Raw genomic sequence first — 16,492 nt, 5'->3', positions numbered from 1 at the left:
TAACCTGAATGTGGTTTGTGATGAACAGAATTAGGGTGGTAACGCGAGCAGAGCCTCGTCCCTTTCCAGGGACGAGGTTTTTTTGTGTCCCAAAACGGTGAGCGGAATGAGCAGCACTAGTGGTTTTTTACAATCGATTCATCTTAACAACAGAAAGGAAGTTGATCAACATGCAACGAGTGGATGTCAAAGAGAAAGCACGCGCACGAGAATTACGCGTGTTAGATAAATGGAAAACGGAGAATACGTTTAAACGCTCTATTGAGAATCGAGAGGGTAAGCCAAACTTTGTATTTTATGAAGGTCCCCCTACAGCGAACGGTAAACCACATATCGGTCACGTTCTCGGCCGTGTAATCAAAGACTTTGTGGGTCGGTACAACACGATGAAGGGTTACCGCGTTGTACGTAAAGCGGGATGGGATACACATGGTTTACCTGTAGAGCTTGGTGTACAGAAGAAGTTGGGCATCTCCCACAAGTGGGAAATCGAAGATTATGGCGTAGAGAAATTTATCAACGAGTGTAAAGCGAGCGTATTTGAATACGAGCAGCAGTGGCGCGACTTGACGGAAGGCATCGGATACTGGACGGATATGAATAATCCGTACATCACACTCGACAACAACTACATCGAGAGTGTGTGGAACATCCTTGCGACGATCCATGAGAAAGGTTTGTTGTACCGCGGTCACCGCGTAAGTCCATACTGCCCTTCTTGCCAGACAACACTGARTTCGCATGAAGTTGCACAAGGGTACAAGGACGTTAAAGATCTGAGTGCAACAGCGAAATTCAAGCTGCAAAACAGCGGCGAATTCGTATTGGCTTGGACGACGACACCATGGACACTTCCTTCTCATGTTGCTCTTGCTGTTAACCCGGAAATGGATTACTCCCGTGTACGTCAAAACGATGAAGTGTACATCATGGCGACGAATCTGGTGGAAAAAGTAATGAAAGACAGCAAAGGCGAGTATGAGATCATCGGTTCACTGAAAGGTGCAGACCTGGTCGGTAAAACGTACAGCCCGCCATTTAACTACGTACAGGCTGAGAAAACGAATATCGTGCTTGGTGCAGGATTTGTAACAGATGCAAGTGGTACAGGTATCGTTCATTTGGCTCCTGCACATGGTGAAGATGACTACCGTGTATGTCGCGAGAATGGCATCAGTTTTGTAAACATGGTTGATCTGGAAGGTAAGTTTGTGGCAGAAGTGACTGAGTTCGCAGGTCGTTTTGTCAAAGATTGCGACATTGACATCGTAAGATACTTGTCCGAGAATGGCCGTCTGTTCAGCAAAGAGAAATACGAGCATAGCTACCCGTTCTGCTGGCGTTGTGATACTCCACTTCTGTACTACGCAATGGACAGCTGGTTTATCCAGACAACAGCGATCAAAGACCAGTTGATTGCCAACAACAGTGAAGTGGAATGGTATCCGGGTCATGTGCGTGAAGGCCGTTTTGGGAAGTTCCTCGAAGATCTCGTGGACTGGAACATCAGCCGTGACCGTTACTGGGGAACACCGCTAAACATCTGGGTGTGTGAAGAGACAGGCGAACAGTTTGCTCCTCATAGCATCGCTGAGTTACGTGCGCGTGCCGTGGGGGATGTGCCTGAAAATCTGGAGTTGCATAAACCGTATGTGGATGAAGTAAAAGTGCTCAGCTCTTGTGGCAAATACGAAATGAAGCGTACGCCTGAAGTGATTGATGTCTGGTTCGACAGCGGCTCCATGCCGTTTGCACAGCAGCATTATCCTTTTGAAAATAAAGAAGTGTTTGAACAGCAATATCCTGCGGATATGATCTGTGAAGGGATTGACCAGACGCGCGGCTGGTTCTACAGCTTGCTTGCGGTATCTACACTTTTGACAGGCAAAGCGCCTTATAAAGCCGTTATGGCAACAGGACATGTACTGGACGAAAATGGCCAAAAAATGTCTAAATCTAAAGGCAATGTTATCGATCCATGGGAAGTCATCGAGGAGTACGGTACGGATGCATTCCGCTGGGCGTTGTTGTCTGATAGTGCACCGTGGAACAGCAAACGTTTCTCCAAGGGTATCGTAGGGGAAGCAAAATCCAAAATGGTGGATACGCTGGTGAATACTCATGCATTCTTGACTCTGTATGCGACCATCGATGGATTCGATCCACAGGAACATCCATTCCAAGTGTCTGCTCACAAACTGGATCGCTGGATTCTGTCCAGATTGAACAGCTTGATTCTTGTGGTAGAGAAAGCATTGTCTGTGAACGACTATCTGAACTCTTCCAAAGCGATCGAAGCCTTTGTAGATGAGCTCAGTAACTGGTATATCCGCCGTTCCCGTGATCGCTTCTGGGGAAGTGGTTTGACAGAGGATAAACTGGATGCGTATCGTACCCTTACCGAAGTGCTCGTGACTACAGCGAAGCTGGTTGCGCCATTCACTCCAATGCTTGCTGAGGACATCTACCTCAACCTGACAACTGGCGAAAGTGTGCATATGGATGACTATCCTGTAGCGAATGAAACATTAATCGATGCGGATCTGGAGCAAGATATGGAAACAGCTCGCCGCGTCGTTGAGCTTGCGCGTAACGTTCGTAACGAGACAGGTATCAAAACCCGTCAGCCACTGTCCGAGTTGATCGTTTCTCTCGATAAAGGTTTCGATCTAGCAAGCTATGAAGAGATCATCAAGGAAGAGATCAACGTGAAAGGAATCCGTACAGAGCATAACGATGCGAAGTTTGTTGACTTTACACTGAAGCTGAATCTCAAAGTTGCAGGCAAAAAATACGGTAAAAACGTAGGGTTCTTGCAAAACCTATTTAAAGGCATGACGGCTGATGAGACTCGTAAAGTGGTATCAGAAGGTGCGTTTAACGTGGTTTCTCCGGAAGGCGAGGAACTGCAGGTGACAGATGAGGAACTGCTTGTTGAGAAACAGGCCAAATCCGGGTTTGCTTCGGCATCCGGTTACGGATTGACTGTTGCGCTGAATACGGAGATTACAACGGCGCTCGAGCAGGAAGGCTGGGTTCGTGAAGTGGTTCGAGCGGTACAGGATACACGCAAACGACTGGATCTGCCAATTGAAAAAAGAGTGCGTCTGACGTTGGATGTAGATGCAGATCTTCAAGCAGCAATTGAAGCTTTCGACGATGTCTTGCGCGAAAATGTACTCGTCACAGACGTGACATTTGGTAAGAAGGATGCAATGGAGCGTGTAGAAGCCGGAGGCAAAGCCATCGGAATCTATATTGAAGCCTAGGGGATAGGGACGTTTTCTGTTCTTGCGGATAACTTGATCAATTGGATCAGGACATGTGATTAAATATAGGATATAAATAAATGAGCCACAGCTTAGGAAGCAATTCCATAAGCTGGGCTCGTTTGTTTTTTCGAGGATAAGGCAATGATTGAAATGTGAAGTTTATTCTAAACAATTCGTTAGTTTGATCTATACTCATGTAAGGAATGGAGCAAAAAATGAGCAAACAAGAACAGTCAGTCGAACCCATGAAAGAAACCTCTGCAACGGATTCCGTGAATACATCCCAGGACAAAATCGAAGAGTTACATACATTAACGAACCGGCTTGCCAATGAACTTGAGCGTTCACGAATTGCACAATATACAGAATTGCTGAACAGACCATGGAAACTCATCGGGTTAAATCTGTTGTCTGGTGCAGCGAGAGGTGTAGGAATCGCGATTGGCTTCACCTTTTTTGCCGCAACCATTATCTATGTGTTACAAGTTCTTGGAGCATTAAACTTGCCCATCGTGGGGGATTATATTGCCGATATTGTGCGCATTGTACAGCGGCAGCTTGATATGAACACGTATTAAAAACATAAATTGCCTTTCATGTAGTTAACTTCGACTAAGCTCAATACGTTTCATCGTCCTCGGCATCGGGTTCAAGCAGCCCTAAGCCCTCGCCATTCTCCAGATACTGTCGATACTGGCGATTACGGACAATGGAGACATCATGACCATAAATATCTGTTGCGACAAAGCTTTCGTAAGCCTCGACAAAGCCGTCTAGCTCTTCCGTAGCTTCAATAGCCATCACATCGTAACTGTCGATATCACCGTTTTCCGCCATTGCAGGTGAGTTCGAATTACCCCAGCTCTCTACGATCTGCCAGGCATCCTCACCATCAAAACCGTTCTGATCCTCCCGTTCATCCAGACTGGTACGCCCGAATGATGGAGCAAGGAATTCCTCCTCGACAGGACGATTCTCGGAAACGACCGTCTCAGGCTGGTGTTTTTTGCAGTATTTTGTGTATGGGACAGCCTCCATACGCTCATAAGGGATCGGTTGTTGGCAGACAGCGCATGTACCGTAATGACCTTCTTCGATTGAATGCAGGGCTGAATCAATACGTTCGAGTTGAAACTCATCATGCTCTAACAGAGAGATATCTTTCTCTCGCTCATATACCTCGGTGGCAAGGTCACCAGGGTGGTTATCGATCGGTGACAGTTCACCGGTCTGCAATTTTAAAGAGTCTCCCAAGCCGTAGTGTTCATTTTCTGATAACCGGTGTTCGATATCTCGTTTGTCGGATAAAAGCTGGGAACGTAGAGATTGCATTTGCTCGGCTGTAAAATGTGACATGGCTTTCCCCTTTCTGTTCCATCTGGAATCCGGTTGATGTCTCCATCCTAGGATGTACCTTTTGGAGCGGGATTAGAGAAGGCAAATGTTATCGTTTTTTCCAAGCCGTCTGAGCCTGCTTCTGCCTTGCACGTTTGCCATGTCATGGACGATCTTTGAATAGCTGTGCTACAATAAATAAGTCTGGCGAATGCTTGGTATCGCTGGAAAAGACAAGAACGGAGTGACAACAAACGTGGTGTATTATATCCTTGCTTTTATCGTATTTTTAGTGGATCAGGGAACGAAGTTCCTGATTGCTACCCGGATGGAACTTAGAGAAGAAATTCCGGTCATTGGCAATTTTTTTGTCATCACTTCCCATCGTAATTCTGGTGCGGCGTTTGGCATTTTGCAGGACCAACGCTGGTTCTTTATTGTGGTGACCATCATTGTGGTTGTCGCCTTGATTTGGTATTTGCAAAAGGTAAAAGATACTCCGCACAAATTGCTTCCGGTAGCGCTTAGCCTGGTGCTTGGAGGGGCGATTGGCAACTTCCTTGACCGTGCTTTGACAGGGGAAGTTGTAGATTTTGTGCAGCTTAATTTTGGTAGTTACACATTTCCGATTTTCAATATTGCTGACTCGGCGATCTGTATCGGAGTAGCGTTGATTGTTGTAGAAACATTGCTTGAAGGACGCCGTGAAAAAGCGGCTGCAAAGATTGAAGGGAATGAGCAGCATCATGAGTAATTTTAATGAGGAACAACATAATAATGAAGAACAATTTAACGGTGAGGAACGTTTGGAATGGATCGTTGCCTCTGAACATAAGAAGGAACGTGTGGATAAATACATTACAGACGCTGTAGATAACGTGTCTCGCTCGCAAGTTCAGCTATGGATCGCAGACGGGGCAGTTACGGTTAATGGTTCTGTAGTGAAAGCCAATGCGAAACTATCGGAGGGGGATCAGATCGTATTACAGATTCCTGAGCCTGCTGTGGTGGAGATCGTTGCGGAGGACATTCCGCTTGAAGTGGTCTACGAAGACAGTGACCTGATTGTCATTAACAAACAACGTGGACTTGTCGTACACCCGGCACCTGGGCATACGTCCGGTACACTTGTGAACGCTTTGATGTATCATTGCAAGGATCTCTCCGGCATTAATGGTGAGCTGCGTCCGGGGATTGTACATCGGATTGACAAGGATACGTCAGGTTTGATTATGTCTGCCAAAAACGACCGTGCTCATGCTTCGCTGGCGGCCCAGTTAAAGGAGCATAGTGTCAACAGACGTTATATTGCGTTGGTACACGGCCATCTCAGCCATGATCAAGGTACGATAGATGCACCGATCGGGCGTGACACGAATGATCGTAAAATGTACACGGTCACGGAGCGCAATAGCAAACATGCGGTGACTCATTTTACAGTGACAGAGCGTATTAATGACTACACCTTACTTGAGCTGAAGCTCGAAACAGGACGTACTCATCAGATCCGGGTGCATATGAAATTTATCGGTCATCCCCTTGTTGGTGATCCGACCTACGGACGAAATAAGGGGATTAGAATGAATGGACAGGCCCTTCATGCAGCAACACTCGGTTTTGTGCATCCTACTTCAGGAGAATACATGGAATTTAACGCGCCGATCCCGCAGGATATGGAGGATGTACTGGCTTCGCTGAGAAGCCGTTGACGCTTGAAGAAAGTACAAATGTTCGGATATTTTGTCCATGGTGTTGAATGCTCAAATACTTCATATTAAAACATGAGAAATTTGCGTCAAATGAGGAGATGAACGACATATGAGTATCGAACAATATCAGGAAACATATATCCAAACTAATTTTGCCGACCGTATCGGTGGCTCCAACTATGGTAAAGACACCAACATCTATAAATTTGAGAAAATCAAACGTGCGAAAGCTTCGGCAAAAAAAGACTTTCCCGATGTCGAGCTGATTGACCTTGGAGTAGGTGAACCGGACGAGATGGCAGATGCAGGCATCGTAGCTGCACTTGCTGAAGAAGCGGGCAAACCGGAGAATCGTGGTTATGCCGATAACGGGATTCCTGAATTCAAGGCTGCAGCAGCAGCATATCTGAAAAACGTATTTAACGTGGAAGGTATTGATGCAGATACTGAGATCGTACACTCCATTGGTTCCAAACCGGCTTTGGCAATGATGCCTTCTTGTTTCATTAACCCTGGTGACGTAACCATTATGACGGTTCCTGGTTATCCGGTTATGGGCACACACACCAAATATCTGGGTGGAGAAGTGTTCAACGTGCAATTGACGAAAGAGAATAACTTCTTGCCTGACTTGAAGGCGATTCCGGAAGACATTGCTAAACGTGCGAAATTGCTCTATCTGAACTATCCGAACAACCCGACTGGCGCAAGTGCTACGGTAGAGTTTTTCACTGAGGTTGTTGAATGGGCGAAAAAATACAATGTGGTTGTTGTCCATGATGCACCTTATGCAGCACTGACATATGATGGGAAGAAACCATTCAGCTTCCTATCCGTACCTGGTGCCAAGGATGTAGGTGTGGAACTGCACTCTCTCTCCAAATCGTACAATATGACTGGCTGGAGAATCGGATTTGTAGCGGGTAACCCACTTGTAGTTAAAGCATTCAGTGATGTGAAAGACAACAATGACTCCGGTCAATTCATCGCGATCCAGAAGGCAGCTGCTTACGGATTGAATCATCCGGAAATCACAGAGAAAATTGCAGAGAAGTATTCCCGTCGTCACGATATGTTGGTTACAGCATTGAATGAACTGGGCTTCCAGGCTGAGAAACCGAAGGGCTCTTTCTTCCTCTATGTTGAAGCGCCAAAAGGTGTTGTAGGTGGACGTCGCTTCGAGTCGGGTGAAGATTTCTCTCAATTCCTGATCCGTGAGAAACTGATCTCATCCGTACCTTGGGATGATGCAGGTAACTTTGTTCGTTTCTCCGTTACATTTATCGCAAATGGCGAAGAGGAAGAGAAACGGGTTATTGCTGAAATCAAACGTCGTCTGAGTGATGTAGAGTTTGAATTTTAATTCAAACATGGGATAATATAGACTTATGATTGGTATAAAGAGACCGGAAACGGTCTCTTTTTTATGTCAAAATATATACTCTATACTCTTTACAAAAATAACCAAGCAACTTATGATTAAGTCTTTACGTTATTTGTATAGACATCAAAGTCAGAATTGTTGTTGAAGGGAGCTATTACCATTGTTTTCATCAAGGCAAAATACGATATCATCGGCTGAGGGCAGCGCTGGAACGATATCCGGCTTATTCAAATTGTTAAGGCCTAAACAGTGGACTAAAAATTTATTGTTGTTTGCAGCACTGTTGTTTTCATTTGAGGAAATTCAAACAGAAACGATTGTTGCAACAGGGGTTGGTTTTCTGTTGTTTAGTCTGGTTGCAGGCTGTGTTTATATATTAAACGACTATGTAGACCGGGAACGGGACAGACAGCATCCGACCAAGCAGTTCCGCCCCATTGCTTCCGGTCAGGTTAATCCTGCACATGCGTTATTATTCGGAATTGCACTGCTGGTAATCTCTTTGGTAGCCGCCTTTATGATGAACCCGTTATTCGGTGTGTTGTGCGTGGTATACTTTTTGCTGAACGTATCCTATTCATTTGTGCTTAAACATCTCGTTATTCTGGATATGATGACCATTGCAGCTGGATTTGTTCTACGTGCCATTGCTGGGGGTGTCTTGATTCATGTTCCGTTCACACCTTGGTTCCTAATTTGTACAATGCTGTTATCACTCTTCCTGGCGATTGGTAAACGGAGAAATGAACTTACATTGCTCGAAGGCAACACGGGATCACATCGTAAGGTGCTGGATAATTACTCGATAACGTTACTGGATCAGTTCAACACGATCGTGACGACAGCAACCATCATCAGTTATTCACTGTTCACCTTTACGTCGGATCGCACCATTCATCTGATGTGGACCATTCCGCTGGTGATCTATGGCATGTTCCGGTATCTGTATCTCATCCATATGAAAAATCAGGGTGGATCACCGGACCGGGTTTTGTTTGAGGACAAGCCTATCCTGATTACTGTTATTTTGTATGTAGTGAGTGTGATTACGATTTTTGCCATCTTCGAGTAGATGTAGAGAGAAGAGAATATAAGATAGAGGGGGATCAGGGTGAGACGTACGAAGGTTGCGATCTTTGATATCGATAAAACGATTATACGCAGTGACTCCATGTTCCAGTTTGTATATTACGGGATGCGACGTTATCCGTGGCAGGTATGGAGATTACCTGTCATTGCTCTTCACACGATATTATTCAAAGCGGGCTTTATGACGGTTGAACGTGTTAAACGTTCCTATTTTCAAGAAATCAGGCGCATGTCTGAAAAGGATCTGGAACATTTTTTTGATACCCACCTGCGCACATCCATATTTACCGAGGCCAGTGTAGAGATGCAACATCGGAAGGAAGCCGGTTATCATGTGCTACTCGTGACAGCTTCCCCGCATGCGTATATGAAGTACTTCAAAAACTTCCCTTGGGTCGATCATGTCATCGGAACCGAGCTTGTCCGGCATGAGAATGGATATACCTGCATCATTGAAGGTGCCAACTGTAAAGGGGAAGAAAAGGTACGCCGGATTCAGGCTTATTTGGCTGAAAAAAAGTTGGAAATTGATTATGAGCAATCCTGCTCCTATTCGGACTCGTTATCCGACCTTCCCGTCATGCAACTTGTGAGCCAGCGGTATTTTATTAACAAACGTGTTCCGGAGATGGAGGCATTAACGTGGGGGAAATAAGTTCGGCACGTCATACCGGCAAATGGTTGATGCTGGCCTCTGCGTTTCTGACAGCAACCGGGCAGTTGTTCTGGAAATGGGGATTGACGGAGTGGACCTACATGGGCGTCGGTTTTCTATGTTACGGATTGGGTGCAATTTTAATGATTAAGGCATTCGCTCGGGAGAAGCTATCGGTAGCTTATCCGTTAATGTGTGCCAGTTATGTTTTTGCTTTAATCTATGGATACTTCTTGCTTGGTGAAGAAATTACGGTACAAAAGCTTGCAGCAGTTGTGCTCCTGGGAATCGGGGTGACGTTAACCAGTGTGGATCGATAGCTGGATGATTGCTGTATTAGTTGTGATGACGTTATGCGGAGCGATGGGCGGGGCGGGATTGAAATATTATGCAACCAGTCGCAAGCGACTTCATGTGCTCATAGGCCTTGGTTTTTATGGAACAGGTGCATTGCTGAATATCTTATTGCTAAAATTCCTGCCGTTAACCGTTGTACTGCCTGCCAACGCATTAACCTATGTCTGGACGCTTATCATCGCGAAATGGGCATTCAAAGAGACTGTGGGGCCGATGCGCTGGATGGGTGTGGCCTGTATAATGGGTGGATTATGCCTACTCGTACTATAGTGTTTAAAATTTATCTCAAATATTGGATGTGAACGCATGAAATTTTTAGATTACATATTTTATGATCGTAGAGTGACCCGTATTTCTTTTGTTTTGTTTGCGGGCTTTGCCCTTTTTTATGGTTTAATAAATGGATCTTATATTTTGTATATTAGTCAACACGCAGAGATGCTGGGAAAATATACACCGTTTAATACGGCCTTGTTCCCCCTAAATCTGTTTAATTTCGATCCTTCGATGTATTACGGGGATAACAGTTCCTCTGTGATTCATCCTTTAATTTCTTATCTGGCAGTGACATTGGCGGCTATTTCCAAACTGCTGGGAGGAAACTGGTTCTTCTTGATTTTGCAATCGCTTGTGAATGCAGGCTCGGTTGTGCTGGCTTTTGTTTTTCTAAGCCAAAATGAAGAGAAACCTTCCTATACACCGCTGTTGTTCGCTTTATTGTTTGGTTTCAGTTCGTATCTTATGTTTACCGCCTTTATCCCGGACTCGTATCCGTATGTGCAATTTGTGATTCTTCTGTCCGTTGTTTACTTGCAGTACACACGTGCACAGAGGGACATCCGTTATGTCCCGAATGCGCTGCTAGCCACAATTAACTTCGGATTAACTTCCACCAATATTATACCGTTTGCCGGGGCTGTCTTCTTTAATATGCAGGCATGGCGTAACAAGGCGGGATGGAAAAAATATATTGGCATCATGGCACTGGCCGTGCTGATGATCGTGGTGTTAACTGCTATTCAGTATGTTGCCTTTGGCGGACGAAGTTGGGTCAGCAACTGGCTGTTAGGGATTCAAAATGGAGGTACCAGTTATGCGACACCTTTCCAGTGGGCTGCACATTTTAAAGCATTAGTATTACTTACGATTAATCCGATGTTATCTCCCAAAGTGCATTTGCTTGATCCGGGTATGGTCGCATTTGTTACCGATCTTTCCCGCTCTAATCCGCTTTATGTTCAGATTACTGGAGGATTTTTATTGCTTCTTGCACTAGCAGGCTTCATTCGTGGTATTCGAGAGCGAAGTGTGTGGACGTTGATGCCTTACATTTTATTTGCTTTCCTGCTTCATATCGTTGTTGGATTCGGGCTGGCTGTATACCAATATGATATGTACCTGTATGCAGGACATTATTTATTTGCTTTTTATCTGCTCGGTGGTATGTTTATCAGTGGTCTGCGTTCCGGGTTTGGTAAAAAAGTACTGATTGGACTGCTCTTGGCATCGCTGCTCGTTACGGCAGGGAACAATATCTATCGTCATTTCGAAACGTTAACGACGGTTAAACAATCTTATGAACAGCTGGAGCAGCAGCGTTCAGTCCAATAATAATTATTCAGAAGAAGATTACATGTAAATATCAGCATGCGTAAAGTTCTGTTTCGTAATAAAAAAGCTTCTTGAACGGTGACGTTCAGGAAGCTTTTTCTTTTTGTTGGCTAAGCATAGATAACGTTATACATTGAACGGACGAATCAAGCGATGATCTTCGTCTTTTTCGCATTTTCGGCAGAACGTCTCGTCAAGCTGCTTAATGGGCGTTTCAACAAAAGAGCAACAATCAGACTAAGCACAATAAACAGACATAACCACAAAATATCTTTTAAGGCTGTTGACCATAAAATACCACCGACCGCTTCACGTAGCAGACTGATGGCATAAGTGAACGGCATGAATGGATTTAACGCCTGGAAAAAGGGTGAAGTCATGCTGATCGGGAAAGTACCACCCGAACTGGAGAACTGAAACACCATGAAGACAATAGCGATACCTTTGCCAATATTACCGAATACAGATAAAAGCGTATATGTGATCGTGACAAACACTGCACTCACCAGCATGGCGAAGACAATAAACAACCATTTATCAGCGACATACGTTCCCAGAATCCAGATGTCTCCCGCGGTAACACATATCGCCTGCAATAAACCAACGGTTAAGAAAGTAGCTAGGCGACCGAGATACAGTTCATATCCGCGGTATGTGCCCTCCGGGTTTTCTGCTTCCGCACGTAGCAGGGAAATTAACAATGTTGAACCTACCCATAGTGATAATACGGCATAGAACGGTGACATGGCTGAACCGTAATTCGGAATGGGGTACAGGTGTTGCTCCTTAATCTGTACTGGACTCGCGAGGAATGCACTTTCCTCTTCGATATCCCCCCGCAACAATTTGGCGAGCTCGGCAAATTGATTGTTGCCCTCGACTTCTCGTAATTTCTCGGCAGCCTTGCGGATTGCACGTTCCAGCTCTGGCAAGTCCTTACGAACAAGAGTAGCTACGCGATGTACTCCTTGTTGCACATCGGGCAGTTGATGCTGCACAAAGCTGGACGCTTTGCCAATTTGCTTCTCAGCTTGAGGCAGATCATTGCGAACAAAATCGGCAGCTGCATTTAATTTATCCTCCAGCTTGGGCAGATCACGTTGAATAAGGGAAGACACCGCACTCAAAGTACGAATAAAGGATTCACTCTTGGTGCCAAGGGTTTGTGAAATCTCATGTACCTTGGCCTGAATATCGGGTAGATCATCCTGAATTTTTTCCAGCTCCGTTTGACCAAATTGAATGCCCTCCTTCGCTGTAGCGAGAATTGCTGCAATGTCAGGAAGACGCTCCTTTGCTGCTTGCAGTGTATTTGCTGAAGTAGATAGAACAGACTTTAGTTGATCGGCTGCAGCCGTAAGTGCAGGAATAATCTGGCTATCAAAGGTGTTTAGGAAGCGATCAATCCCGGTGTTAATGTTGCTATTCACTTCATTTAATCGATCAACAATATCTGCTGGAGGAATCGAGTTTTCCCGTAAGGCCGTACTGATGATCCCGGCCAGTTTTATCTGTTGCTGAAGTTGTTCGGATATCGTTTGCAAATGCTGTATCCTTGCTGCCAGTGGATGAGAGGGCAGTATAGCATCGATTTTGCCGAACAGGCCCGACATACTGTCCACGATTTTTACTGCAGTGCCAAGACGAGAAGTAAGACGGTTGAAGTCATCAGCGCTCGGTAACTTATTCCAATCGATTCCTTTTAATTGTTCGAACACATCGCCAGCTGCGTTTGTTATTTGCTGCACGAACAGCAGATTTTGCTGAATGGTTGGTGTAATTGATCTGAAGGCTTCCTGACTGGCATCTGCAAATTGATTCAATCCATTAGCAAACTGCACTGCGTTATCAGAAATTTCGGACACTTTATCGAGATCCTCTTCAGCAGCAGATACGATAGCAAGAGCGCGATTTGTCTTGTCCAGGGCAGTTTGAATCACTCCAGAAACTTGTCCGAAGTTGGCATCAACCTCTTGAATGCGAGCGACGGCTTGCTCTATTTCTGGTATTCGATCTTGCAAGGCTACCACCTCTGAAGCAGCCGCTTTAATCTGAGGCCAATACTGTTGTACTTTCAATACATATCCAGCAGCTTCATTAATTTCAGGCAGTCGTTTCTCTAATTCAACAATTTTTTGTGCCTGTTTTACAATCTCCGGCATCGCTTGGTCGACTTCGAGCACTTTCTGACCTGCTGTCTGGATTTCAGGCAGATTTTTCTCCAGCATAAAGATGCCACTTTCCATTTTGCGTAGCGTTGGCAACTGAGCATTAATCTCTACGCCAGCTTCCTTCAGCTTGGTAAGCACAGCTTCACTGACGGCTTCAGTGAAATTCTCATTAATCTGCGTTGTAATGGCGGATACGCCTGAACCGGTTATTTTGGGAGCGATGGCATTGACCTTTTCATTGACTGTGTATATGACTTCCGGCCGATCCAGTTTTCCATCCACAATGCCCGTGATCCGTGATGAAAAATCAGCAGGAATGAGCAAGCTGGCATAATACTCACCGATCTGAACACCGCGGCTAGCTTCGGCCTGATTTACAAATGTCCATCCCAACTTGTGGTTGTGACTTAAACTATTCATTAACTCATCGCCAATATTAATGGCAGTACCCGTAACCGTGGCACCCTTGTCTTCACTAGTTACGGCGATTTTGATGCCTTGCGTATTACTGTACGGATCCCAAACGGATTTGACATTCACCCAGTCGTATACTCCTGGTAGTAATATGATGGCGATGATCAGAAATATCCCTGTGGGTACTTTAAAAATATGTAGCCAGTCTGACTTGTAAATATGCCATATATGACGCATGATATCCTCCTTCTAATCACTGTAGGGAGCTTAACACGGTGGATGAGGTGCACTCCCCACAGGCTCCATTCCCAAACCTTATGTATATCGGAGAAAATGCAGCCTTAATAAATGAAAGTGTGTATAAAACTTCCCCATTAAATAGAGGTATGATTCATAATCTGCATAGATTGAGGAGAAACATTTGAAAAGGTGACAGGTGGAATTTTTTGGATTAGAAACAGGTTGTAATTGCTTATGGATAAATATGCAGTATTGTTGTATAATTATAAATGACGAATGACATGTGATGTGACATGGATGTTTTTTCGCCTAAATGCTGATTCTAATAAGACGAAGCAGAGGATTTGCACCTGCGATGGTGAGGTGTTGACAGAGGGTTGTCTTTCTGTCATAATTCATGAAGACAAACGGGCATATTGAGACAGAACTCTGTGAGGTTCCTCATATGCACGACATGAATAGCACCTTTAAATCAGTCCCGTGAGACTGGCAAGGTAACGTGAATGATACATCGTTGATTTGCTGCGGCAGACAAGACGATGGATCCCGAGAGTAAACTTTCTTCAGCGACGCCTGAAGTTCGGAGACTCCTTGCCAATAAACACGGCAAGGAGTCTTTTTTGTTCTCCTCGTCACGGGGCCATGGTTTCGAAGGAAAATCCTGAGGAGGCTGAACGCATGAGCACAGAAACACATGTCATTATGGATGAAACGGCGATCCGCCGCGCATTGACAAGGATTGCCCACGAAATATTGGAGAAGAACAAAGGAATCGACGATTGTGTGCTGGTCGGAATTCGTACACGAGGAGTGTACCTGGCTGAACGAATCGCCGCGAAGATTGAAGAGATTGAAGGCGCCAAAGTTCCCTGGGGAGAACTGGATGTAACCCCTTATCGTGATGATCGTCTGGATGACAACCAGATGAATCGCAAGGAACTGTTGATTATGACACCTGAATCACTTTCCATTCATAACAAAAAAGTGATTTTGTTCGATGATGTGCTATATACCGGGCGCACGATACGGGCCGCGATGGATGCGCTGATGGACTGCGGAAGACCACAGAACATACAGCTCGCTGTTCTCGCAGATCGTGGACACCGGGAACTTCCGATCCGACCTGATTTTATCGGCAAAAACGTGCCGACTTCCAAATCAGAGGAGATCGAGGTTGCACTCATGGAAACGGACGGACAGGATGAAGTCAAAATTACACAGAACCGAGGGGAGCAGGCATGATGATTACACAGTCAGCGTTGAGAGACCGGAGCTTGCTTGGATTGAAAGACCTTAGCCGTGACGAGATCGAGTCGATTCTAAACCGCGCAGCTCACTGGGAAGGACAGAAGGAAAAGTTGGTTCCGATTCTGGAATCACACTTTGTAGCCAACATGTTCTTCGAGAACAGTACTCGTACCCGGTTCTCATTTGAAATGGCGGAGAAACGTCTGGGAGCTCAGGTGTTGAACTTCACGGCAGCCGCATCAAGTGTAGAAAAGGGCGAATCGATCTACGATACGGTTCGAACACTTGAATCTATGGGGATCGATGCAGGGGTTATTCGCTTGAAACCGGCGGGTGTCTTGCAGCAGCTGGCTCAGAAAGTGAGTGTGCCACTTGTCAATGCGGGAGATGGCAATAATGAGCATCCGACGCAGGCGCTACTTGATCTTTATACGATGCGGAAGGCATTTGGTGAACTGAAAGGTTTACGTGTCTCGATCATCGGAGATATTTTACACAGCCGGGTAGCACGCTCAAACTTGTGGGCACTGCAAAAGTTTGGTGCAGATGTACGTTTCTGCGCACCGCAAACGATGCAGGCACCTGAGCTTGCACAGCACGCACCTTATGTAGGTCTTGAAGAAGCGCTGGATGCTGACGTAGTCATGATGCTCCGGGTTCAACTGGAACGTCATCAACACGGCCTGATCACTTCAGCTGAGGATTATCGCGAACACTACGGATTGACGGAAGAACGGGCGTCACGCCTGAAGCCAAGTACGATTATTATGCACCCTGCTCCTGTAAACCGTAACGTTGAAGTCGATGATGCGGTTGTAGAGAGTGAAGCATCACGAATTTTCCCACAGATGGCAAACGGAGTTCCGATCCGCATGGCGGTTATGGAACGTGCGATGAAGCTGTAACAGGGCCTAGCATAGAGTCATAGGCTGGCGAGACGATGTTCTTGCAGACCAATATACAGAGTAGACGATAAACAGATCATCTAGCGGATATAACCTGCTGGA

General features: G+C 45.5%; 14 protein-coding genes and 1 other annotated feature (1 of these 15 running past the window's edge). Of the genes, 12 read left to right on the top strand and 2 right to left on the bottom strand.

Annotated features, from left to right (window positions below):
* Nucleotides 1–66: a binding site (T-box leader), on the top strand; it begins 225 nt to the left of the window's first position.
* A 104-nt stretch (nt 67–170) separates the two neighbouring features.
* Together ileS and AB4Z30_RS17890 are read left to right on the top strand one after the other, a co-directional pair.
* A complete protein-coding gene (ileS, locus tag AB4Z30_RS17895) occupies nt 171–3,269 on the top strand; it encodes an isoleucine--tRNA ligase (RefSeq protein WP_441928752.1) in 3,099 nt (1,032 codons plus the stop codon).
* A 218-nt stretch (nt 3,270–3,487) separates the two neighbouring features.
* The gene (locus AB4Z30_RS17890) at nt 3,488–3,850 is read left to right on the top strand and encodes a DUF5665 domain-containing protein (protein WP_441928750.1); all 363 of its coding nucleotides are present in this window, start codon (nt 3,488–3,490) and stop codon (nt 3,848–3,850) included.
* 40 nt (nt 3,851–3,890) lie between these two features.
* On the opposite strand, the gene AB4Z30_RS17885 is transcribed toward AB4Z30_RS17890, so the two are convergent.
* Nucleotides 3,891–4,628 (bottom strand): TraR/DksA C4-type zinc finger protein, encoded by a 738-nt coding sequence (locus tag AB4Z30_RS17885; protein WP_441928747.1) that lies wholly within the window; start codon nt 4,626–4,628, stop codon nt 3,891–3,893.
* Nucleotides 4,629–4,863: 235 nt separating this feature from the next.
* Here AB4Z30_RS17885 and lspA point away from each other — a divergent pair, with 235 nt between their 5' ends.
* The 8 genes from lspA (at nt 4,864) to AB4Z30_RS17845 (ending at nt 11,412) form a co-directional block, all read left to right on the top strand.
* On the top strand, nt 4,864–5,361 hold the full coding sequence (lspA, locus tag AB4Z30_RS17880) for a signal peptidase II (RefSeq protein WP_441928745.1): 498 nt from the start codon (nt 4,864–4,866) through the stop codon (nt 5,359–5,361).
* Nucleotides 5,354–6,316 (top strand): RluA family pseudouridine synthase, encoded by a 963-nt coding sequence (locus AB4Z30_RS17875; RefSeq protein ID WP_441928743.1) that lies wholly within the window; start codon nt 5,354–5,356, stop codon nt 6,314–6,316. The genes lspA and AB4Z30_RS17875 overlap by 8 nt, the downstream gene beginning before the upstream one ends.
* 109 nt (nt 6,317–6,425) lie before the next feature.
* Nucleotides 6,426–7,679, top strand: coding sequence for an LL-diaminopimelate aminotransferase (locus tag AB4Z30_RS17870; protein ID WP_441928741.1), 1,254 nt, complete (start codon nt 6,426–6,428; stop codon nt 7,677–7,679).
* Nucleotides 7,680–7,860: 181 nt separating this feature from the next.
* Nucleotides 7,861–8,772, top strand: coding sequence for a decaprenyl-phosphate phosphoribosyltransferase (locus AB4Z30_RS17865; protein WP_441928739.1), 912 nt, complete (start codon nt 7,861–7,863; stop codon nt 8,770–8,772).
* 39 nt (nt 8,773–8,811) lie between these two features.
* Nucleotides 8,812–9,444 (top strand): HAD family hydrolase, encoded by a 633-nt coding sequence (locus tag AB4Z30_RS17860; RefSeq protein WP_441928737.1) that lies wholly within the window; start codon nt 8,812–8,814, stop codon nt 9,442–9,444.
* A gap of 29 nt (nt 9,445–9,473) precedes the next feature.
* Nucleotides 9,474–9,764, top strand: coding sequence for an EamA family transporter (locus AB4Z30_RS17855; protein ID WP_441928848.1), 291 nt, complete (start codon nt 9,474–9,476; stop codon nt 9,762–9,764).
* The gene (locus AB4Z30_RS17850; RefSeq protein ID WP_441928735.1) at nt 9,751–10,071 is read left to right on the top strand and encodes a permease; all 321 of its coding nucleotides are present in this window, start codon (nt 9,751–9,753) and stop codon (nt 10,069–10,071) included. Before AB4Z30_RS17855 ends, AB4Z30_RS17850 begins: the two co-directional genes overlap by 14 nt.
* A 36-nt stretch (nt 10,072–10,107) precedes the next feature.
* Nucleotides 10,108–11,412 carry a DUF6080 domain-containing protein gene (locus AB4Z30_RS17845; protein ID WP_441928733.1) on the top strand — a complete coding sequence of 435 codons (1,305 nt, stop codon included), beginning with the start codon at nt 10,108–10,110 and terminating at the stop codon, nt 11,410–11,412.
* Nucleotides 11,413–11,558: 146 nt separating this feature from the next.
* Here the strand turns inward: AB4Z30_RS17845 and AB4Z30_RS17840 are convergent, their stop codons facing one another.
* Entirely contained in the window at nt 11,559–14,234 is a 2,676-nt protein-coding gene (locus AB4Z30_RS17840) for a YhgE/Pip family protein (RefSeq protein WP_441928731.1), read from the bottom strand.
* 681 nt (nt 14,235–14,915) lie between these two features.
* On the opposite strand from AB4Z30_RS17840, the gene pyrR reads away from it, so the two are divergent.
* Together pyrR and AB4Z30_RS17830 are read left to right on the top strand one after the other, a co-directional pair.
* Complete coding sequence (pyrR, locus tag AB4Z30_RS17835; protein ID WP_441928729.1) at nt 14,916–15,479, top strand: bifunctional pyr operon transcriptional regulator/uracil phosphoribosyltransferase PyrR; 564 nt, start codon at nt 14,916–14,918, stop codon at nt 15,477–15,479.
* Nucleotides 15,476–16,390: an aspartate carbamoyltransferase catalytic subunit gene (locus tag AB4Z30_RS17830; RefSeq protein ID WP_441928727.1), complete on the top strand. Its 915-nt coding sequence runs from the start codon at nt 15,476–15,478 to the stop codon at nt 16,388–16,390. The genes pyrR and AB4Z30_RS17830 overlap by 4 nt, the downstream gene beginning before the upstream one ends.
* Nucleotides 16,391–16,492: the final 102 nt, after the last annotated feature.

Origin of the sequence: Paenibacillus sp. 2TAF8 (assembly GCF_052114825.1) — a bacterium.
GTDB lineage: Bacteria > Bacillota > Bacilli > Paenibacillales > Paenibacillaceae > Paenibacillus.
This window is presented reverse-complemented; position numbering and strand designations above follow the sequence as displayed.